The organism is Paenibacillus profundus (assembly GCF_021369635.1).
Taxonomy (GTDB): Bacteria; Bacillota; Bacilli; order Paenibacillales; family Paenibacillaceae; genus Paenibacillus_B; species Paenibacillus_B profundus.
The window spans coordinates 48,770-68,555 of the sequence record NZ_JAJNBZ010000003.1 but is presented as its reverse complement, the minus strand read 5'-3'; the positions used below and the strand labels follow the sequence as shown (position 1 = coordinate 68,555).

General features: G+C 51.3%; 19 protein-coding genes and 2 pseudogenes. 17 read left to right on the top strand and 4 right to left on the bottom strand.

Annotated elements, in window-relative coordinates; all coding sequences use genetic code 11:
* The first annotated feature begins 252 nt into the window (after positions 1-252).
* The 5 genes from LQV63_RS05595 (at position 253) to LQV63_RS05575 (ending at position 5,002) form a co-directional block, all read left to right on the top strand.
* Positions 253-405 carry a hypothetical protein gene (locus tag LQV63_RS05595; RefSeq protein ID WP_233695971.1) on the top strand — a complete coding sequence of 51 codons (153 nt, stop codon included), beginning with the start codon at positions 253-255 and terminating at the stop codon, positions 403-405.
* 641 nt (positions 406-1,046) lie between these two features.
* On the top strand, positions 1,047-1,862 hold the full coding sequence (gene cysT / locus LQV63_RS05590; protein WP_233695970.1) for a sulfate ABC transporter permease subunit CysT: 816 nt from the start codon (positions 1,047-1,049) through the stop codon (positions 1,860-1,862).
* Entirely contained in the window at positions 1,859-2,800 is a 942-nt protein-coding gene (locus LQV63_RS05585) for a sulfate ABC transporter permease (RefSeq protein WP_233695969.1), read from the top strand. The genes cysT and LQV63_RS05585 overlap by 4 nt, the downstream gene beginning before the upstream one ends.
* Positions 2,801-2,802: 2 nt before the next feature.
* Positions 2,803-3,867, top strand: coding sequence for an ABC transporter ATP-binding protein (locus LQV63_RS05580; protein WP_019423027.1), 1,065 nt, complete (start codon positions 2,803-2,805; stop codon positions 3,865-3,867).
* Positions 3,868-3,892: 25 nt separating this feature from the next.
* Positions 3,893-5,002: a sulfate ABC transporter substrate-binding protein gene (locus tag LQV63_RS05575; RefSeq protein WP_233695968.1), complete on the top strand. Its 1,110-nt coding sequence runs from the start codon at positions 3,893-3,895 to the stop codon at positions 5,000-5,002.
* 152 nt (positions 5,003-5,154) lie between these two features.
* On the opposite strand, the gene LQV63_RS05570 is transcribed toward LQV63_RS05575, so the two are convergent.
* Positions 5,155-5,877 carry a glycerophosphodiester phosphodiesterase gene (locus tag LQV63_RS05570; RefSeq protein WP_233695967.1) on the bottom strand — a complete coding sequence of 241 codons (723 nt, stop codon included), beginning with the start codon at positions 5,875-5,877 and terminating at the stop codon, positions 5,155-5,157.
* A 203-nt stretch (positions 5,878-6,080) separates the two neighbouring features.
* Here LQV63_RS05570 and LQV63_RS05565 point away from each other — a divergent pair, with 203 nt between their 5' ends.
* Positions 6,081-7,007, top strand: a complete 927-nt coding sequence (locus LQV63_RS05565; RefSeq protein WP_233695966.1) for an MBL fold metallo-hydrolase — start codon at positions 6,081-6,083, stop codon at positions 7,005-7,007.
* A 183-nt stretch (positions 7,008-7,190) separates the two neighbouring features.
* Here LQV63_RS05565 and LQV63_RS05560 read toward each other — a convergent pair whose 3' ends face one another.
* Positions 7,191-8,003 carry a Cof-type HAD-IIB family hydrolase gene (locus LQV63_RS05560; protein ID WP_026011214.1) on the bottom strand — a complete coding sequence of 271 codons (813 nt, stop codon included), beginning with the start codon at positions 8,001-8,003 and terminating at the stop codon, positions 7,191-7,193.
* Between the two features lie 232 nt (positions 8,004-8,235).
* Between LQV63_RS05560 and LQV63_RS05555 the strand changes: the two genes are divergently transcribed.
* The 8 genes and pseudogenes from LQV63_RS05555 to LQV63_RS05520 all read left to right on the top strand — a co-directional run bounded on the left by LQV63_RS05555 (position 8,236) and on the right by LQV63_RS05520 (position 15,075).
* The gene (locus LQV63_RS05555; protein WP_325175856.1) at positions 8,236-8,925 is read left to right on the top strand and encodes an extracellular solute-binding protein; all 690 of its coding nucleotides are present in this window, start codon (positions 8,236-8,238) and stop codon (positions 8,923-8,925) included.
* 68 nt (positions 8,926-8,993) lie between these two features.
* Positions 8,994-9,869, top strand: a pseudogene (locus LQV63_RS05550) (carbohydrate ABC transporter permease).
* Positions 9,870-10,229, top strand: a pseudogene (locus tag LQV63_RS05545) (carbohydrate ABC transporter permease); the annotation flags it as partial. It abuts the pseudogene before it with no gap.
* A 372-nt stretch (positions 10,230-10,601) separates the two neighbouring features.
* The gene (locus LQV63_RS05540; protein ID WP_233695965.1) at positions 10,602-11,462 is read left to right on the top strand and encodes a MurR/RpiR family transcriptional regulator; all 861 of its coding nucleotides are present in this window, start codon (positions 10,602-10,604) and stop codon (positions 11,460-11,462) included.
* Between the two features lie 163 nt (positions 11,463-11,625).
* Positions 11,626-12,516 carry an ROK family protein gene (locus LQV63_RS05535; protein WP_233695964.1) on the top strand — a complete coding sequence of 297 codons (891 nt, stop codon included), beginning with the start codon at positions 11,626-11,628 and terminating at the stop codon, positions 12,514-12,516.
* A 145-nt stretch (positions 12,517-12,661) separates the two neighbouring features.
* Positions 12,662-13,351 carry an N-acetylmannosamine-6-phosphate 2-epimerase gene (locus LQV63_RS05530; RefSeq protein ID WP_233695963.1) on the top strand — a complete coding sequence of 230 codons (690 nt, stop codon included), beginning with the start codon at positions 12,662-12,664 and terminating at the stop codon, positions 13,349-13,351.
* Between the two features lie 154 nt (positions 13,352-13,505).
* A complete protein-coding gene (locus LQV63_RS05525) occupies positions 13,506-13,829 on the top strand; it encodes a YrdB family protein (protein WP_233695962.1) in 324 nt (107 codons plus the stop codon).
* 388 nt (positions 13,830-14,217) lie between these two features.
* Positions 14,218-15,075, top strand: coding sequence for a MurR/RpiR family transcriptional regulator (locus LQV63_RS05520; RefSeq protein ID WP_233695961.1), 858 nt, complete (start codon positions 14,218-14,220; stop codon positions 15,073-15,075).
* A gap of 130 nt (positions 15,076-15,205) precedes the next feature.
* Here LQV63_RS05520 and LQV63_RS05515 read toward each other — a convergent pair whose 3' ends face one another.
* On the bottom strand, positions 15,206-16,210 hold the full coding sequence (locus LQV63_RS05515) for a lipoate--protein ligase (protein ID WP_019423039.1): 1,005 nt from the start codon (positions 16,208-16,210) through the stop codon (positions 15,206-15,208).
* Between the two features lie 143 nt (positions 16,211-16,353).
* On the opposite strand from LQV63_RS05515, the gene LQV63_RS05510 reads away from it, so the two are divergent.
* Positions 16,354-16,911: a nitroreductase family protein gene (locus LQV63_RS05510; RefSeq protein WP_019423040.1), complete on the top strand. Its 558-nt coding sequence runs from the start codon at positions 16,354-16,356 to the stop codon at positions 16,909-16,911.
* A 113-nt stretch (positions 16,912-17,024) separates the two neighbouring features.
* Here LQV63_RS05510 and LQV63_RS05505 read toward each other — a convergent pair whose 3' ends face one another.
* Complete coding sequence (locus LQV63_RS05505; protein ID WP_019423041.1) at positions 17,025-17,489, bottom strand: hypothetical protein; 465 nt, start codon at positions 17,487-17,489, stop codon at positions 17,025-17,027.
* Between the two features lie 328 nt (positions 17,490-17,817).
* Between LQV63_RS05505 and cobD the strand changes: the two genes are divergently transcribed.
* Both cobD and LQV63_RS05495 read left to right on the top strand, forming a co-directional pair.
* Positions 17,818-18,906 (top strand): threonine-phosphate decarboxylase CobD, encoded by a 1,089-nt coding sequence (cobD, locus tag LQV63_RS05500; RefSeq protein ID WP_407672897.1) that lies wholly within the window; start codon positions 17,818-17,820, stop codon positions 18,904-18,906.
* 55 nt (positions 18,907-18,961) lie between these two features.
* Positions 18,962-19,699, top strand: a complete 738-nt coding sequence (locus LQV63_RS05495; protein WP_233695959.1) for an adenosylcobinamide amidohydrolase — start codon at positions 18,962-18,964, stop codon at positions 19,697-19,699.
* Positions 19,700-19,786: the final 87 nt, after the last annotated feature.

Genomic DNA, 19,786 nt, shown 5'->3' with positions numbered 1-19,786 from the left:
TTAAACTGTGACATGAAGCGGCCGATATAATGACAGTTAACCAGAGTGGTCATTGGGACATGCCGCCATCTGAAGGAAGGGGAGAGTGGAGCAAAGTGGCTTACAAAGTGCTCCCTTCCTTTTCAAACAAAACAAAGCGTCGGGCATCCGTGCAATGGTCCATATGTCCAATCTCCCCCGCGGTCAGGAAGGAGAATAGTGAGGATAAGGCATATGCCGTTCAGTAAACTGTGACATGAAGCGGCCGATATAATGACAGTTAACCAGAGTGGTCATTGGGGCATGCCGCCATCTGAAGGAAGGGGAGAGTGGAGCAAAGGGGGGGTTGGAGCGAATCATCGTCAATCTGTCTCCACCATTACACGAATGGAGCAGTTCGTTAATGCTGCAGAGCCGTACCTTTGATAGATGGCACGTTAGCGATAAAACATAAAGTCTGACTCTAAGCGTAGCCGCTATCTTCGAAAGGTTTCAATAGATGTTTACTAATATGGCGAGGCAGGTGCTGGAAGCGGGGGCGATACGAATAATGCGGAATAGCTTGTCTAACGTGAATAACTATAACGCGAATAACGTAAATAGCGTTAAAGGTGTGAATGGTCTGAATGGTGTGAATAGCGTGGATAGAGTGGAAGCCTGTGTGTGCCGTGTGGCCTATCCATAAGCGGGGTGCTCCCTTGCAAAAAAACAACGAGTAGGTATTCACCTATCATAAGCATTTCGAATAAGTTGCATAAGGTTCGTTTTAGGGCGAAGGCTAGCCAGCCCCCTTATCTCATCCTACATTGGACCGCCCAATCCGGGTGTTTTACTATATATTTCCAATAAAACCTGCTTGAACCGCGGAAATCAAGGTAGATTCAACTTTTATACGATAAATAGTATGTCAGCACAAATGGTATGTCAGCACACAAGGACAGCAAATATAATTCTCCGATGGTATTGACGGCGGGTTCTAATTTTTGGTAAAATAACGAAAACAAAATACCAAGTAAACATGTAGGAATTATTAAAATAATATTTTGATATCAATGGAGGTAGAACGGGTGAACGTAGTGCTGCGACATAAAGGAGCCTTGTGGGGCTTTCGCACCACGCTGCTTTTATACGTGTTTTTGCTCATTGTGCTGCCCATCGGCGGAATTTACGTTCAATCCTTTGCCGGAGGGTGGGCTCATTTCACAGAAAGCTTGGCGGAACCGCTCGCTTGGCAGTCAGTGGCCTTAACCTTTCGCCTGGCGCTCATCGCAACAGCCATCAATGTTGCTCTTGGCACGATGTCGGCTTGGGTGCTGCACCGTTACCGCTTCTTCGGGCGGGCATGGCTGAATAGCTTGGTTGATTTGCCCTTTGCCCTGCCTACGGCGGTTGGCGGCTTAATGATTCTGCTGCTGCTTGGTCCGGGTAGTATTACCGGAGGTCTGGCTGAAATGCTCGGAATCCGGATCGTATTCGCGGAACCGGCTATCGTCGCCGCCATGGTCTTCGTCACATTTCCCTTTGTCATCCGCGCCGTGCAGCCGCTTCTCGAAGAGGCCGATCGGGCCGAGGAAGAAGCCTCCTATACGTTGGGAGCGTCCCGCGTACGTACTTTTATGCAGGTGCTGCTGCCGCAAATGCGTCCGGGCATCATAAGCGGAGCGATGCTGGCTTTCTCGCGCGCCATGGCGGAATTCGGCGCGGTCGTGCTTGTGGCGGGAAATATACCGGGCAAGACGTTGATTGCATCAGTATATATTTTCGGGGAGATCGAAAGCGATAACCCGCAAGGCGCCGCCGTTGTGTCTGTCATGCTCTTATCAATGTCATTTGTTGTATTGTGGTTCGTCAGCGTCCTGCAGGCACGGAGGTCTCAACTATGACTGATCCATTCTCCACTATTTCTTCTTATAACGATGCATCCAGATATGCGTCCGCACGAGGTTCGCGCACGCCGCCTGGTTCTGTGCCGGGAGCTCGCCAGAAGCAATCCATCATCCTCATTGTCCTTACTTACCTAATCTTTTTTGCTTTGCTGATCGCTCCTTTGCTGCAAATGATTGCAGGCGCGTTCGAACACGGACTTCACTCGTTCATTAGTGCGTTGACTCGTCCCGCTGCCATTCATGCCATGGCGATGACGGGCGCGGTCGTGGTAATTGTGACTGCCATTAATACAATTTTCGGCATTCTTACCGCACTTGTCCTCGTCAGAGGAGAGTGGCTCGGAACCAAGCTCCGTCATGTATTGAACAGCTTAATCGATCTTCCATTTGCCGTGTCCCCGATTATTGGCGGGTTTATGATTGTGCTTCTGCTAGGTCCTAATACGATTATGGGCGCCATGTTTGCGTGGGCCGGCATCGACATCGTATACGCATTTCCGGGAATGGTGCTGGCAACGCTGTTCGTCACGTTTCCCCTGATGGTCAGAGAAGTGGTTCCCGTTCTTCAGGAGATCGGAACACAGCAGGAAGAAGCGGCGTCTATGCTCGGTTCCTATGATTGGACGACGTTCTGGCGCGTTACATGGCCGTCTATCAGATGGGGCGTTCTCTACGGCGTCGTGCTGACCATTGCGCGATCGCTCGGTGAATTCGGGGCGGTCCTCGTTGTGTCGGGCAACATTATGAACAAGACGCAGACGGCAACGACCTTGGTGTATCAGGACGTCGAAAATTTCAATATTGCGGCCGCGAGCAGCGTTGCTCTCGTTCTGGCTCTTATCTCAGTCGTGCTGCTCTTAGTGATGGAATGGGCAAAGAAGCATAAAGAGCACAAGGCGCATCAAGCGCACAATGGGCAAAAAGGGGTGCATTAACGATGCATATCGAGGTTCGTCAGTTAAACAAATGGTTCGGCTCCTATCACGCTGTACAGGATGTGGGATTCTCCATTGAAGCCGGACAATTAATCGGGCTGATCGGTCCGAGCGGCGGCGGCAAGACGTCTGTTCTGCGCATGCTGGCAGGCTTGGAGCAGCCGGATAGCGGCGAAATTTCGTTTCAAGGCAAGCTTATGAACGATGTGCCCCCGCAGCAGCGCGGCATCGGCTTTGTGTTCCAGCATTATGCGCTGTTCAAGCATATGTCGGTGTTCGACAATATCGCGTTCGGCCTGACGATACAGAAGTGGCCGAAAGCGCGTATTCGGGAACGTGTAGCCGAATTGGTGGAGCTGACGGGGCTGAGCGGTGTGGAACGGCGGTATCCGCATCAGCTGTCAGGCGGGCAGCGGCAGCGCGTCGCCTTTGCGCGGGCATTGGCGCCGGAGCCTCAGTTATTGCTGCTGGATGAACCATTCGCGGCCATTGACGCGAAAATTCGTAAAGAGCTGCGCAGTTGGCTGAAGGAGCTCATTGAGCGGGTCGGCATCACCTCGATCTTCGTCACCCATGATCAGGATGAGGCGATCGAGGTGGCCGATGAAATAATGATTATTAATCAAGGGCGGGTCGAGCAGATGGGTACGCCATGGGACATTTACAAGACGCCAGAGACGCCATTTGTGGCTGAATTTATCGGTGAGTCGACGCTGCTGTCGAATGCACATACCTTGAAAGGGTTTGAGAGCATGAAGCCGGGCGAGGAAAGCAAGGCGCTCATACGGCCGGAATATATTGAAGTCGGGAGAGAGGGCGAAGTGCGGCTGCCTTCGGCAAGCGTTCAAGGCAAGGTCAAGGCGCTTCATTTTCGCGGCAGCGAGTGGATGGTGGAGGTGGATGTGGGCGGCATGAGGCTGAAGACATACCGATCGTTGGAAAGCCCGGTCCTTCATATCGGAGAACGTGTGCAGGTGCTTATCCATCGCATTTATTTATTCGATAAAGACCGGAGCTGGATGCAAGAAAATGCGCTCAAAGAGGACCCGTTGCCGGTTCTCATATAATGACGGATTCAGTAGGAGGCGTGCGATGAGTACAGGCAAAAGAAAATATGCAGTTGCGGCGGCGCTGCTTTTCTTCATCCTTGTATTGTCCGCTTGCAGCGGGGAATCTCCCTCATCCGCGCCGGAAGGGATGAATGCGGCTGCATCGGCACAGCTGAAGCAGGCGGTGGGGGCGGACGCAGACAGGGAGAAGGATAGCGTAACGCTTATAATCGGCGCCTACGCGGTGGCGAAGGAAGCTCTCGGGAGCATTCTGCCCCAATTCGCAGCCGATTGGGAGGCGAAGACGGGGCAGAAGGTCGTCTTCCAAGAGTCATACGAAGCGTCCGGCACGCAGGCGCGGTCAATTGCCGGCGGGTTGGAAGCCGACGTCGCACTGTTCGCGATGGAAGGGGACGTTGACAAGCTAGTGCGTGTCGGATTGGTGCCAGACGATTGGAAAGAGAAGGACGCTTACGGCGGCATGGTGACTCGCTCGATCGTCGTGATGGGAACGCGGGAAGGCAACCCGCTCGGTATTCGGGATTGGGAGGATCTGACGAAGCCGGGAGTGGAGGTGCTCTACCCGAATCCGAAGACGTCTGGCGGGGCGCAATGGGATATTAACGCAATCTATGGCGCGGGCTTAAAGGCAGCGGCAGAGGCAGGTCAAGAAGGGCCGCGCCATGCGAAGGATCTGCTGCTGCGCATTCACCGCAATGTCATTTCCATGGACAAGAGCGGCAGAGCATCGATGGCCGCCTTTGAGTATGGGGTCGGCGACGTCATCGTGACGTACGAGAACGAGATTTTGTCGCGCAAACGAGAAGGCGTAATGTATGGCATGGTGATTCCGAAGCAAACGATTCTTATTGAAAATCCGGCGGTCGTTGTTGAGCGCTATGCGAAGAAGCATGGCACCGAGGAGGTGGCGCGGGCGTTCGTTGCGTATTTGCGAGAGGCCAAGGCACAGCAATTGTTCACGGAAGCCGGCTTCCGGCCTGTTCAAGAGGAGACGGCCCATGCGACGGAACGGAAGTATCCGGTTCCGGAAGGGCTGTTCCGCATCGAAGATATGGGAGGCTGGTCCCATGTCAAGGAGACGCTGTACAGCAAGCGGGGCATATGGTACGAGGTGCTGGCTGGAGTGAAGTGAATACAACGAAACAGCGCAAGCGATGCCGGCCGTTAGGGTCAGATTCGCTTGCGCTTCTATAGGTTGCTGATCACGTAGCATCACAAGATGTTACTCGACATCGAATTTTGCATTCACTCTCGAAGAGCTTCTGCTTCCAAAGTTGCGTGTCGTTATTCGCGATAGAGCGGGATGTCTGTAGTTAATCGGCGTACGCCCAATTGAACGAGCTGATACGCGTCCTGCAGATCGCGTATTGTCCATACACCAAGCCCGATACCAGCCGCCTCTGTCGCTTGCACGATTTCCGGCTGCCGCAGCACGACTGCATATTGCAGAAGCAGCGTGGCACGGCCGAGCTCCTTCAAAGGGGCGAGGTCAACCGGCTCGCCGGATAACCAGCCAAGCTCGATATTCGGGTGCAGAGAGCGCATGAGCCGCAAGTTGTCCAGATGGAACGAGATGAACATCGTCCGCTCCGTCATGCGATAGTTCTCGAGTAAATGCAGCAGTCCACGCGCCTCACCTTCGGTGATGCGTTCCTTCAGCTCAAGCTGCAATCCGACCGTTCCTCCGCACAGTTCAAGCACTTCCTCCAGCATTGGGATACCGCACCCGGCAAATTCGGGCTTGAATTTCTTGCCGGCGTCCACTTGCTGCAGCTCTGCAATCGTCTTCTCGCGAATCGGGCCGGTTCCATCTGTCGTTCGATCCAACGTATCGTCATGGATGACCACGGGAATGCCTTCCTTGGAATGATGGACGTCAATTTCCAAGGAATCGGCGCCAAGCTCAAGCGAGCGGCGGAAGGCGGCCATTGTATTTTCAGGGTGCACCGCTGCGTAACCGCGGTGTGCCACAATTTCCACATTTTTAAATAGTGCATTGCTATTCATGTTTATCCTCCTCAAATGGCGAACATGATAGGGCCTAGGTTATCATGAATGTAGTAACATGGCGGATCCGTCGGTGAAAAATGCAAGCTGAATTGAAACCGATTATACTGGATCATAGACGGAAGAACAATGACGGATTCCGGACGATTACGTTATTATTTTGTAAAGCTGATTAATGCAATAGATGCAGGGGGAATGGGAAGATGGATTATAATCCGACAACGTCACGCGCAACGTCGGTTGAAGCAGACGCTGCTGCCCGGCATCAGCATCAGTCTCCCGCCGCCGCGGTGGACTGGAGCATTACGTTCTGGGGGACTGGGGATTCCATGGGAGTGCCGCGCGTGTACTGTGCGTGCGAGGTGTGCGAAGAAGCGAGACGAAGCGGAGTCAATCGCAGGTACCGCTCGTCCGTGCTGCTGGAACGGGGAGAGGATAAGCTGCTTATCGATTGCGGGCCCGATTGGACGGGGCAGATGGAGCGGGCAGGCATCTTTTGGCTGGACGAGCTGTTAATTACGCATGCGCATCAGGATCATATCGCAGGCTTAACTTCCTATGCGGACGCTTGCCGCTGGCTGAAGCGCAAAGGGCGTGTCATTACACCGACCGAGGTGAGCGATACGATTCGCATGATGTATCCGTGGCTAGAACGGTTCGTGACGTTCCAGAGCATCGAGGAGCCTTGGCGTTGGCACGAATGGTCCATCCGTCCGATCCGGGTGAATCATGGCAAGAATGGATATGCTTATGCGTATCGATTTGATCGGGTGAATGACGATGAATCTGCCGCGGGTTCGGGACGGAGACAAGCCTATCCGAATGACAGCGCCAATCCAGGCTTGCGAAGCTGGGTGTACGCCTCCGATGCGATCGGCTTGGGCGAGGAGGAGCTGAGATGGTTTCAGGAGCTCGACCTGCTTATTTTAGGGACGAATTTCTATCACGAGCAGGCGGAATATTCGACCCGGTCTGTCTATGATATGGTAGAGGCGTTCCGGCTAATAGAGGACATTCAGCCGCAGCAGGTCGTATTTACGCATATGTCCCACGATATCGATTTGCGGCATTCGTATCCTCTGCTTCCGCAAGTAACTCTGGCGCGTACGGGGATGCGAATTGGCAGATGAGCGGCAGGATCGCGACGACATAGGACGGAGCAGCACGAGATAGGCCGAAGCAGAGTAAAATAAGCGGAGGCAATTCGGGGCAAACAGAGGCAACCCGAAACGAAGCCAACAAAAACAAGCCGTTCCCCCGTGTGCACATTTTTGACACACTAGGGGAGCGGCTTGTAGTATCTTCGTCAAGCGTTATTGATTGGCTTGAGCTGGATGAAGCACGAACTTCTCGATGACATGGCGAACGCCTTCCTCGTTGTTGCTCAGCGTCACGTAGTCTGCGACAGCTTTGAGCGAGTCGACGGCATTGTCCATGGCAACGCCGAGTCCGGCAGCTTCAATCATATCATGATCGTTCCAGGAGTCCCCGATTGCGATGGTCTCTTCCAGACTGCAGCCGAAGTGCTGGGCAAGATGGCGCAGCGCGCTGCCCTTGGTGCCTTCACGATGCGTCACTTCGAGGAAGTTCGGCTTCGACTTCGTAATATGCACGTCTGGGCCGAGCAGCTCCCGCAGTTCCGGAGCGATGGAGTCCAGCCGCTCCGGCTCGTCAATCATGAGCATCTTCGTGGATGGCGACGCGAGCAGCTTGTCGAAATCAGGCTCGATCGTATACGGAATGTTCGACAGATTCGCATAGGCAATGAGCTTGTCATTTTCTTCACGGGCGTACAAATGGTCGTCAATGTAGAGCTGCAGGTGAAGCTTATGCTCGTCACAATAACGCAGCAGGCTGAGTGCGGCATCCTTCGGTACGGAACGCTCGTACAATACGTGTCCGTCGATCACATTTTTCACAAGCGAGCCTTGATACGTAATGAGCGGCACGTTCAATCCGGTCTGCAAGGCAATATTATGCGCGGACGCGTACATGCGGCCCGTAGCCAGCGTTACGGCGACGCCTTGGGCAATGGCCAGCTCCAGCGCTTGCTTCGTGCCTGGCGTCACTTCTTTGTCATCGGTAATCAATGTGTCGTCTACGTCAATGGCAATTAGTTTATACATCGTTTCTCTCCCCATTTCATGGGCTGTACGCTGCAGCCTCATATCATATTCTCTTTTTGAACATGTACACCTATTGTACCTCATGCGGGCCCTATTTCAATTCCGATGCCATCATACCCACAATCAGAGCAGGGACAAGAGAAGAAATAATCATTTTAAAAGATAAAAAAAGGAGTGTAAATTTAAAATTACGGTTGACAGAAAGTTATTTCTTTCAATATGGGTGGATAACGTGTTCTGGCCCATTATTTTCGGCGGTTCTTGGGATGACGCTAATGGCAAATTAACGGCCAATCAACAGGCCAACGTGGATGCTATTGCTTATGAGGCTAGTTACTATAAAGAATTCGGCATTGACCCGTTGACGAAGTTCAAGTCAGGTATGGGCGGCATGAACACTCCGCAGGACCCGATCATTACCGGGAAGCTGGCGATGATGATCGGCTGGGAGAACTTTTATAACGATGAGCGCGGCGCAGATGGTCCGATCGGGGTAGCTCCTTTCCCGTATCCGGCTGCGAAGCCTGAATTGAAAAATGCGGGGATGGTAAGCCCGGTGGCTATGTTCATCCCGGTGAAAGCGAAGCACAGGGAAGAGGCGTGGAAATTCATGCAGTACATTCTATCCGAAGAGGTGCAAATCGATTATTCCATAGATGGGCAATCGATTCCTGTCTTGCACACGGTGCTTGACAATCCGAAGTTGACGCAGAACGAAGCGACGAAGACGTTGTGGGATTTCTATGAAAGTGCGAAAAGCCCGAATCTGAACGGCTTCCCGAACAGCATTTATATTAATGAATATTTGCAGGCGTTGAACGAAGAGACCGAAAGAGCGCTGAAACTGCAAATCAGCGCGCAGGAAGCAATGGATAACGTGGTGAAAAAGATGCAGCCAGTAGCAGATAAAGCGAAAAAATAAACGATCTATGGAACGGCAGAATGAGTCCATTCTGCTGTTCCTCAATCTAAGGATTGGAGGAGTTGGGGATGGTTATAGGTAACCAGAGCGGCATCAAACGCAGAGAACGAAAACGTCTCCTCATCGGTTTGTGCTTTATTAGCCCATGGTTGCTGGGGTTTCTTTTATTTCAATTTTATCCGATTTTGTCGTCCTTCTACTATAGCTTGACCGATTACAACCTGTTTTCGGACCCGAAATGGGTAGGTGTGGAAAATTATTCAACCTTGATTCTGGACGATAAAGTATGGCTGTCTTTGTACAACACGGTATTTATGACCGTATTCGGCTTGATTCCGCAGTTGGCATTCGCCTTGGGGATTGCCTTGTTGCTCAATCGTGACATCAAGGGGCAATCGATTTACCGCACCATTTACTTTTTGCCGACGCTAGTTCCTGCGGTTGCCGCATCGCTTCTATGGATGTGGCTGCTGAACGCGCAGTACGGCTTAATCAACGAGCTGTTGGGCTATCTCGGATTGCCGCAGCCGAACTGGTTGTTGGACCCGAGCTTTACGAAGCCATGGCTCATCATGATGGGATTTTGGGGCACAGGCACGACGACAATTATGTATTTGGCCTCCCTTCAGGAAGTGCCGAAGATGTACTATGAAGCTGCGGATATCGACGGGGCGAATGCATGGCAGAAATTCAGACATATTACATTCCCGTAGATTTCTCCGATGACATTGTTCCTTGTCATCATGGGGCTTATCGGTTCCCTGCAGTTCTTTACGCAAGGCTACGTCTTCGCGGATAGCAGCAATCAGGCCATTGGCGGACCGGATAATTCCCTGCTGTTCTATGCCATTTATTTGTATCAGACGGCATTCTCCTTCCTGAAGATGGGCTATGCTTCTGCAATGGCATGGTTGTTATTCGTCATCGTCATGATTCTTACCTAGGTCAGACAATTTTTCTTGGGCATCCCGCATGAATTGACGGTGTCTGCGAAGATTGACGGGGCTTCCGAGTTCAGAATCTATGCGCAAATTATTTTGCCATTGGCTAAGCCTGCGGTATTGACCATCGGACTCTTCACGTTTTTGGGCGCATGGGGAGATTTCCAAGGTCCGTTGATTTATTTGAACGATCCGGAGCAATGGACACTCTCAATCGGATTGAAGCAGTTCATTCGGGAGAACACCGTAGCCTGGGGGCCATTGATGGCTGCCTCCACGTTGTTTACGGTGCCGATCGTCATTTTATACTTCTTCGTGCAGAAGAAATTTATCGAAGGCATTTCAATGACCGGTATGAAATAATGTCTGGCGCTGGTTATAAGGCAGTGCAAGCGGAGCGGGCATGACAACGGTCGGCGTGTGTCCCGTAATACGGCTACAAAAGCGTAAGGCGCGACTCAATCGCTCCGATAATCTCTATTAAATTCGTCGGGGGTTCCTTCTCCGGCGTTTTCCTTTTGTATAGTTTTAAATATTTAACTATATAAGAGATGATGACCAAATTTTAGGTTGCATTTTGTTGCAAATCGCTAGTTTTGCATATAATATAAAAGAATAAAGGAGAATACTACCTCCATTAATTATAAAAAGAAAGATTTATTCCAAAATGAAACTGCTCTTTATCGGGCAAGCGACAGATTTGCGTTCCTTCCGGAACGAACAGGAGGATTAGATGTGATTAGCGGCAATGAGACGGGAAAAACACTGCTTAACATTCGGAGTCACCTGAATGGATTGACGAAGACCGAACAGAAGGTAGCTCAATATATTATGGAAAATGCGCAAGATGTCATCTACCATTCCATTACCGAGCTTGCTGAAAATGCCGATGTCGGAGAGACGACGGTGCTGCGGTTTTGCCGCAAATTAAAGTTTCAAGGGTTTCAAGAGTTCAAGCTGTCCTTGGCGCAAGATTTGGTGAAGCCGACGGAGCATTTGCATCAGGCGGTGAACGAAACGGATGAGCCGGAAGTGCTGAGCCAGAAAATTGTGGCCACGCACATTAATACATTGGAGCAAACCCGTGAATTAGTCGATCCGGGTCAACTGGGGCAAGCCATTGAAGCCTTGATTGAAGCGAAGAACATTTTCTTCTTTGGCGTAGGATCCTCGGGCTTGACGGCAGTGCAGGCAGCGCACACGTTCTCCCGTATCGGGAAGTTAAGCAGCGCCAAGACGGATACTCATTTCCAGGCAATGCAAGCCGCTTTTATGAGTAAAGAGGACGTCGCGGTAGGCATCTCGATTTCTGGAAGCACGAAGGACACGATCGAGAACTTGATGATTGCGAAAAAAACGGGAGCGAAGGTGATTGCGTTAACTAGCAATGCCCGGTCGCCGATTACAAAAGTGGCGGATATCATCCTGCTCATTGTAGCACGTGAAAATCCGCTGCAAGGCAGCTCGTTGGCCGCCAAAATTTCACAGCTTGCCGTCATCGATATTCTGAACGTGGCTGTGTCGCTTCATATGAAGGAACACGCGTTGAAATTTAGAGAATTGTCTGCAAAATCAATCTCCGACAAACTGTATTAAATTTGCTTGGCAGCAATACGATTTATCGCCGTTAGCCTGTGCTATCCCGGGCTGAGCGGCGATACATATGTATATAAGAAGAATATATCCGCTATATATACTTATAAAAACGATAATTTCCGTTTTGTTCGCTTGGTAAAAGGGCATGAGGAGGGAGAAGGATTTGAAGGCGATTGGAATTGATATTGGAGGTACTTCGATTAAAGGGATCGTCGCCGATCAAGACGGGCGCATTGTCGGCGAGACGAAGCAAGCTACAGATGCTGCCATAGGCAAAGACTGCATCCTCGCCAATGTGAAGGATGTCATCTGGCAGCTGCTGGAACAGCATCCCGACAGCGAAGGTATCGGAATCGGCACAGCAGGCCGGGTCAATGTGAACACCGGCGAAATCGTATACGCTACTAATAATTTGCCAGGCTGGCAGGGAAGTAATCTCAAGGAAGAGATAGAGTCTGTATTTCATCGCAGGGTGTGTGTAGATAACGACGCCAACACGGCGCTTATTGGCGAGTGCTGGCTCGGGGCGGGAGCAGGCTGCTCCGACGTGACGATGCTGACGCTAGGCACGGGCGTCGGCGGGGCCAATCGGATTGGCGGCAAGATCGTAAGAGGTGCGCAGTGGAATGGAGGGGAATGGGGACATGTCATTTTGGTGCCTGATGGGCGTCCTTGCAATTGCGGTCAACGGGGCTGTATCGAGCAGTACATATCCGGCACTGCTTTTGTTCAAACGGCCACAGAGGCGGCGCATATTCAATTTCCGTCGGGCGTAGAGGTATTTGAAGCATATGAGAAGGGCCATTCTGCCGTTACGTCTGTGCTGAACCAGTTCATCGATTATTTAACTGTCGTCATTCATAATATCCATCTTGGCATTAACCCGCAGACGATCCTTCTCGGAGGCGGAATGGTCGATTCCAAGTCGGTGTGGTGGGACATGTTGGAAGAGCGGGTGGAGCGTCTGGGGCTTCACATTTCAATCAGTGCGGCCAAGCTGGGGAATCAAGCCGGTTCCATCGGAGCGGCCAAAATGGTGTGGGAAAGACTATAAGCGAAGTTCAAAAAGGCTTCAGGATCCTGGCTATGACATTCACATCCGTGATTGTTATATGCCTTGGAGCCGGATGTTCGAGGTAGGGCTCGTTACGGAAGCCGTTCAAAAGATTGTTAAGACTAGCAATGGGAGTTGGGGCGTTATGGAGAAGCACATATTGGAACGAATACAAAACAGGCTGATCGTATCTTGCCAAGCTTTAGAAGATGAGCCTCTGCATGGATCCGCGTTGATGGCGAAGATGGCGATGGCTGCTGAAGTGGGCGGAGCTGCGGGAATACGGGCAAATACGGCGAAGGATATTGAACAGATTAAGCAGCTCACGGACCTGCCAATTATCGGTATTGTGAAGCGGGATTATGACGATAGCGACATCTACATTACGCCGACCATGACCGAAGTGAAGGAATTGATTGACGTTGGCGTTGATATGATCGCTCTTGATGCCACGCGCCGAAAGCGTCCGAACGGAGAAACATTAGAGGAGATAATCGCCTATGCGAAGCAGCATCAGCAGACGGTTATGGCGGATATTTCTACAGAAGAGGAAGCTCTGTATGCCGCATCCTTGGGAGTTGATTGCGTGTCGACGACGTTGTCCGGCTACACTCCGTATTCTCCGCAGGATGCGATGCCGAACTTCTTGCTGGTCGAGAAGCTTGTCAAGTCTGTGCGCATCCCGGTCATTGCCGAAGGCAAAATCAACTTGCCATCGCAGGCGGCTCACATGCTGCAGCTTGGCGCGCATGCGGTTGTCGTCGGTTCGGCGATTACGAGGCCGCAGCTGATTACCCAAGCGTTTGTTGCTGAAATTGAACAGCATACCAAGTAAATTACGGTCACTTTCTTCTAACAACGATAAGACGTATACGTGGGTAAGCGAAGAGGAGGATGAGGCAACATTTATCAAGAAGTAATAAATGCTACTTAAATGAACTGTAATCAAGGAAAAGCATGGATGGTGAACGAATATTGAGATTATAAAAATGGCGAATCTGGCTTTGCGATTTATTTTGGAGTTATGCGCTCTAGCTTGTTTAGGATATTGGGGATTTCGAACCGGAAACGGATTGCTTATTAAAATCGTGTTAGGCATTGGCGTACCGCTGCTGGCTGCTATCGTTTGGGGCTTAGTTGTGTCTCCAAAGGCGACATACGATATCGGCGAGCTTGCACGATTGGCTGTCGAGATTGCCGTCTTTGGGTCAGCGGCAGTTGCCTTATATTATTCCGGACAAACCAAACTCTGCTTGATTTTTGTCGCGGCAGCGTTCATCAGTCGAATCTTACTATTTGCTTTCAAACAATAAACTATTAACCGAGAGTCGCTCAAACGAGCGGCTTTTTCTTATGCCTACATAATAATATTTTTTGTGGATGGAATCATTTAGGCATCTCATTGCAGTTAATTCGGAGAATACATTATAATCTAGGTAGAAACAGGTTAAATCGTGGTGGAAAGTTGCTAGCTGATTGCTAACGAACTTGCTAACGGACAGACCGAAACACATCCCTGTGGATAACTGAAAAACCACTTATATCAAGTCATACAAGAAAGCGCTGTAACACATCGCCTAGATGATAGGGCTAGTACAGTTCCATAGAGTGAACTGCTGGGCCAGACAAACGAACGGCCGATACTGGCAGCGCTGTCAATGTGAACTGTGCGAAAAGCGAAGAAAATGAGGTGATTCGTTCATGATCGCAGGCGAACATACCAATACGCTGCTGCTTACACGCAGTATGTATCCATCGTTGACGAAGACGGAGAAGAAGATTGCCGATTATGTGTTGAAAGATCCCGATTCGGTGCTGTATGCCACGGTTACGGATTTGGCGGAGAAGGCGGATGCCGGAGAAACGTCGGTACTGCGGTTCTGTCGCAACCTTGGCTTTAAGAGCTACCAGGATTTCAAGCTGTCGCTAGCCAAAGATTTAGTGACGCCCCTGAAGCATCAGGAAAGCCAAATCGAAGAGAACGATGAGCTCTCCATCGTGGCGCAGAAGATGACGATGGAGAACATCGCCTCGTTAGAGTATACGTTGTCACTGCTTAATATGAACGAGCTGCAGAAGGCGGTCGATGCCATTCTGAAGGCCCAGCGCTTGTTCTTCATGGGAGTCGGCTCATCTGCGATGACGGCGATGGATGCCCAGTACCGCTTCATGCGTCTCGGCTTCGTAGGGGAAGCGGTAATCGATCCGCACGTAATGGCCATGAATGCGACGTTGATGTCGTCTAATGATGTCGTCTTCGGTATCTCGACCTCAGGCAGCACGAAGGACTTGGTCGATACCGTTCGGCTGGCTAAGGAAAATAACGTGTATTTCATCTGTCTGACGAGCCATGCGAAGTCACCGATTACGAAGTATGCGGATTCGATCCTGCTCATTCGTTCGCGGGAAACGCCGCTGCAAGGAGGGGCTTTCTCGTCGAAGATGGCGCAAATTCACGTGCTGGACATCCTATCGACGGCCGTGGCATTGAAAGCGAAGGAAAAGACGTACCATGCGATTCAACAGACGGCGAAGTCCGTGCTCGATAAGCTGTATTGAGTCGACGTGAAAAATACCAACGGCCTGAATGCGAAGCGGGCGGCTGAACTGCACTATTGCAGCTGCGGGCATCGGGCGCAGAGAGAGAAAAAAGCGCTCCGCCGGTTATCCGGCGAAGCGCTGCTTCACTCTACTCCTGAAGCATCACCAAGCCGATGAAATCATCCTTGGATATATTCCCGAGATAATGCTCGACATTCATTTCTTCGAGCGCCTCTCTTACCGCCTGCTCTTCATAGCGGACGCCGGCCATCCGTGCCTCGATATCGCTCACCTCGCCGACACCGAAGAAGTCGCCGTATATTTTCATCGATTGAATGATGCCATCCGCCACGTCCATGCGCACGTCGACGATGCCCGCCGGGAACTTCTTCGAGTGCTCGACATTGAATTTCGGGGATCGGCCGTAGTTCCAATCCCAGTTCTGATAGCGCTCCTCTGAAATGCGATGAATCGTCTCCCAGTCTTCAGCGGTTAGCTTGTACTGCGGCACTTGGTCTGGCTCTACACCGAAGATGTGGCGGAGAATGGCTGCTTTGAACTGCTCGATGGTGAGCGGCTCGTTCAGGAACTCGGAAATGTTGGCTACGCGGGAGCGGACCGATTTTGTTCCCTTGGATTCAATTTTGATCTGACGCACCTTGAGCGCCGAAGCGACGTGCTCCATCTCCGATTGGAAGAGCAGCGTGCCGTGACTGAACATGCGGCCGCGTGTAGAGAACTGCGCGTTGCCGGAAATCTTCCGTTCGCCGACTTGAATGTCATTGCGCCCTGTTAAGTCTGCATCGACACCGAGCGAGCGGAGCGTATCGATGACGGGCTGGGTGAATTTGCGGAAGTTGTGGAACGACTGACCGTCATCCTTCGTAATGAAGCTGAAATTCAGATTGCCTATATCGTGATACACGGCGCCGCCGCCGGATAGGCGGCGAACCACGTGAATATGGTTGTCTTTGACGTATTCGGAGTTAATCTCCTCAATCGTATTCTGGTTCTTCCCGATAATGATGGAAGGTTCATTGATATAGAACAATAAATAGCTGTCTTCTTCCAGCGGTAAATGCTTGAGCACGAACTCCTCGATTGCGAGATTCATGCGGGGATCGGTAATGCCTTGATTATCGATAAATTTCATTGCTCGTCCGCCTCCTTATGATGTTATTGTAATCGATTTAAGAAAAAATACAAAATAGATTTGATATTGATAATCGTTATCACATATAATGGATTATAGTAAATACATGCACGGTAATAAGTGCTGAACCAAGGAGGACGAACATGTCCATTGCTTCTATTATTCGTGAACGTCGGAGTATTCATGAATTTAATGATAAACCAGTAGATCGAAGCCTGGTGCTTCGACTGTTGGATGATGCGGTGTGGGCGCCGAACCACGGGCTCCGCGAGCCATGGCGCTTCATCTATGCGGAAGGAGAGGGCAAATCGAAGCTCGTTAACGGCCTGATGACCATCTTGGACAAGACGAAGCTGAAAGATGCAACCGATGAGCAGAAGCAGAAGTTTCTAAATCACCTGAATAATGTTCCGGCCTATTTGATTGTCGTCATGCCGGAGGACCCGCGCCCGGCCATTTGGGAAGAGGATTTGGAGGCGGTCAGCTGCCTCATTCAGAACTTCCAATTGCTTGGCTGGGAAGAGGGGCTTGGCATGCTGTGGCACACAGGCGATTACATTTACAATAAGAAGTTCCGCGAGCTTGCCGGAGTCAATCCGGGAGAGAAAATCGTCGGCGTGCTTCGCCTCGGATATTTCGACGAAGCGCCTAAGGCCCGCCCGCGTACAGCAGCAGAAGAACTTTTCACTGTGTTGAACTAAACGGCTTCATGTATTCGATTATGAACAACAAAAGCGCAGAAGCCAACAGGCCTCTGCGCTTTTCTTTGCGCTATCACAGCAGTTTTGTGCTATAACCTCAGAAGTAATCGTTTTCATTTTTGTGGATGGTCCATGGCGTCCGGCTTCAAGTAACGATAATACAGCAAGAGCTCTACCGCATACTTAATAATCCATGCCGAGAGCAGCACGCTGACGAGAAGATGGGCGCATACAAGCGGAGACAGCAGCAGAGTGCGCGTGTCGGACACATAAATGAGATAGGCGGCGCAGCATGCGACTGCAAGCACGAGAAAGACAAGTGCCATCTGATTCGCTTGCAGCGAGACCATGCGTGCCACATCTTTATCTTCAGGCTCGTCCTTGGACATGAAATTGACAAAGTACATGACGGCTTGAACCACTACTGCAGTGCCGAAGACGTTGCGAGCCAGTGCCATCATTTCCGTACTGTACAGTCCGATATCTCCCTTGAGGCGGAACAGGACCGTTGCATAGTAGATGGTGACAATGATGGCGGCGCTGAGAGAGGCCCAGGATGTTTTGTGATGCACCGACATAATTATCCCTCCTCCGAATTACATGACGACTCCGGCCGAAATGTAGAGTGTACAGTGATTATACAACATTTAACAGATGTGTAATAGTGTGCGATTTTCCAATGTTTTTCGGCATTTCGTTGAAAAGGAAAAATCGTTTGACGAACGCCGGAACGTTACGCATAATGTACGAATAGAAACGATATAAGCGCGTGTTCAACAACCTCTAAAATGAGCGCCCCATCTTATCGACCCTTGGCTGATAATAACAGCTTCTGCAGGGGAGTTGCAAGTAGGGACACGTTGATATAAAGATAGTCGATTTCTGGACAAGGAGGCTGACATGTCTATGATAGAACGGTTCGGACACGGAGGAGATGTGTGGACGGCTGCGGATACGTTCGGCGTATCGAGTGAGGCATTTCTGGATTTCAGCGCTAACATTAATCCGCTCGGACCTCCGCCGGTTGTGGCGGAACGGTTGCAGCAAGCATTGGAGGGTATCGTTCACTACCCGGATCCGGGCCATCGGAAGATGAAAGCGGCGCTGTCTGCCAGGCTGCAGGTCCCACAGGAACGAATAGGCATCGGCAATGGCGCCGCTGAGTGCATGGCGCTTCTTCTGCTTGCGTTCCAGCCGCGGGTCGTCGGCGTCATTGCCCCCTGCTTCTCGGAATACGAGACCTTGTCACGGCAATTCGGGGCGGATGTCGTAACGGTGGTTGGACAAGAGGAAGCAGGATTTCAGGCAACGGAGGAACAACTGTATCAGCTCATGCTGGAGACCGATCTTGTATTCATCGGACACCCGAACAATCCTACGGGCATCGTCTATGACCGCGAACGGTTGGAGCGGGCAGCCCGCATGGCGGAGAAGACGAATACGCTGCTCGCTGTCGACGAAGCGTTCATTGATTTTCTACCGCAGGAAGAGAAGGTTTCACTGCTTCCGGTCCAGCATCAATATAAGCAGCTGATCATCATTCGTTCGCTGACGAAATTTTATGCCATTCCCGGCCTTCGCTTGGGCTATGCGGTGGCTCATCCCGAGTTGATTGCAGCGATGAGCGCGAAGCAGGTGACGTGGAGCGTCAACGGACTGGCGCTTGCTGCCGGAGAGGCTCTGCTCACTGATAAGCATTATGACGATTATGTTCGAGCGACGCGCGAGCTGATCGTGACGGAACGGACCTGGCTGCGCGAGCGCCTAGCCAGCCTCGGTATCAAAACGTGGCCCAGTGAAGCGAACTTTCTGCTCTGCCGGGCACCGGCGCTTTGGACGGCGAAGCGGCTGCAGGAGGAACTGGGGCGCAGAGGGATATTAATCCGCAACTGCGATATGTATACAGGGTTGAAGGCGGGCGACTTCCGGATTGCAATTAAAAATCGAACGTTAAATGAACATCTGGCGGTTTCAGTACAAGCTGTGTTACATTAAAAGGATGTTATTAGAGAGCGTTGTTACTAGTAAAACGGGAACAAGGGGGAGAACGATGCAGCCTTATCGCGACGGTGCGCGCGCCTATACAACCGAATGTATTGCGGACGTTCATGTCCGCTGGGGGCAGGAACATTTGACGGTCGATTTGCCGCAGCGGGTACCCATCTGGAGCAGTGCTGCCTACCATGGCGGCAGCTGGACAGGAAGCCGAATCTTGAATTGCATGGTACGCAAGGGCTTCGATTGTTCCGATCCGGTTAAGCATATGCAGGGCGTGTGCGAGCAATGGGGATATGAGCCAGATGATACCGTCGGCCTGATGACGGCCGCAAAAGTGACTCACGCGTCAGTCGCGGAGGAGCATGGGGACGGCTGCTCGTTGCTGTGTGTTACGACGGCAGGGACAAGCAATGCGGCTCGTGCGGGACTGCCTCGCCAAGTATTCTCGGCGTATGAACCGCTCAAGCCTGGCACGATAAACACGATAATCGTGTTGGATGGCAAGCTGTCTGATGCGGCAGTATGGAATGTGTTCATGACGGCGACGGAAGCGAAATGCGCGGCGCTAGCCGATTTACATATTTATGATAAAGAGACAGAGCGCATAGCGACGGGAACGACGACCGACGCGATTGCTTTTGCGGTGCTTGATAGCGGGCGCGATACCGAAGTGCATTCCTATGCGGGCACAGCAACCACGCTTGGAAATGCAATTGGGCGGCTTGTGTACAAGACCGTTACGGAAGCGGTTATGACTCAGCATGAAGATGACGGACGGTTGTTTCCATAACGCTCGAATCGTTGAGGCGCTGATAGCGCATGTTCAAAAAGAACCCTTTTCAGAACCGAGAAGCTCAAAGCATGAGCTGTCGAGTTA

Bases quoted from the DNA above. Each gene is read 5' to 3' on its own strand.
- LQV63_RS05595 (WP_233695971.1), top strand. From the start codon at position 253: ATGACAGTTAACCAGAGTGGTCATTGGGGCATGCCGCCATCTGAAGGA.
- LQV63_RS05585 (WP_233695969.1), top strand. From the start codon at position 1,859: ATGACTGATCCATTCTCCACTATTTCTTCTTATAACGATGCATCCAGA.
- LQV63_RS05580 (WP_019423027.1), top strand. From the start codon at position 2,803: ATGCATATCGAGGTTCGTCAGTTAAACAAATGGTTCGGCTCCTATCAC.
- LQV63_RS05575 (WP_233695968.1), top strand. From the start codon at position 3,893: ATGAGTACAGGCAAAAGAAAATATGCAGTTGCGGCGGCGCTGCTTTTC.
- LQV63_RS05570 (WP_233695967.1), bottom strand. From the start codon at position 5,877: ATGAATAGCAATGCACTATTTAAAAATGTGGAAATTGTGGCACACCGC.
- LQV63_RS05565 (WP_233695966.1), top strand. From the start codon at position 6,081: ATGGATTATAATCCGACAACGTCACGCGCAACGTCGGTTGAAGCAGAC.
- LQV63_RS05560 (WP_026011214.1), bottom strand. From the start codon at position 8,003: ATGTATAAACTAATTGCCATTGACGTAGACGACACATTGATTACCGAT.
- LQV63_RS05530 (WP_233695963.1), top strand. From the start codon at position 12,662: ATGGAGAAGCACATATTGGAACGAATACAAAACAGGCTGATCGTATCT.
- LQV63_RS05525 (WP_233695962.1), top strand. From the start codon at position 13,506: ATGGCGAATCTGGCTTTGCGATTTATTTTGGAGTTATGCGCTCTAGCT.
- LQV63_RS05520 (WP_233695961.1), top strand. From the start codon at position 14,218: ATGATCGCAGGCGAACATACCAATACGCTGCTGCTTACACGCAGTATG.
- LQV63_RS05515 (WP_019423039.1), bottom strand. From the start codon at position 16,210: ATGAAATTTATCGATAATCAAGGCATTACCGATCCCCGCATGAATCTC.
- LQV63_RS05510 (WP_019423040.1), top strand. From the start codon at position 16,354: ATGTCCATTGCTTCTATTATTCGTGAACGTCGGAGTATTCATGAATTT.
- LQV63_RS05505 (WP_019423041.1), bottom strand. From the start codon at position 17,489: ATGTCGGTGCATCACAAAACATCCTGGGCCTCTCTCAGCGCCGCCATC.
- cobD (WP_407672897.1), top strand. From the start codon at position 17,818: ATGATAGAACGGTTCGGACACGGAGGAGATGTGTGGACGGCTGCGGAT.
- LQV63_RS05495 (WP_233695959.1), top strand. From the start codon at position 18,962: ATGCAGCCTTATCGCGACGGTGCGCGCGCCTATACAACCGAATGTATT.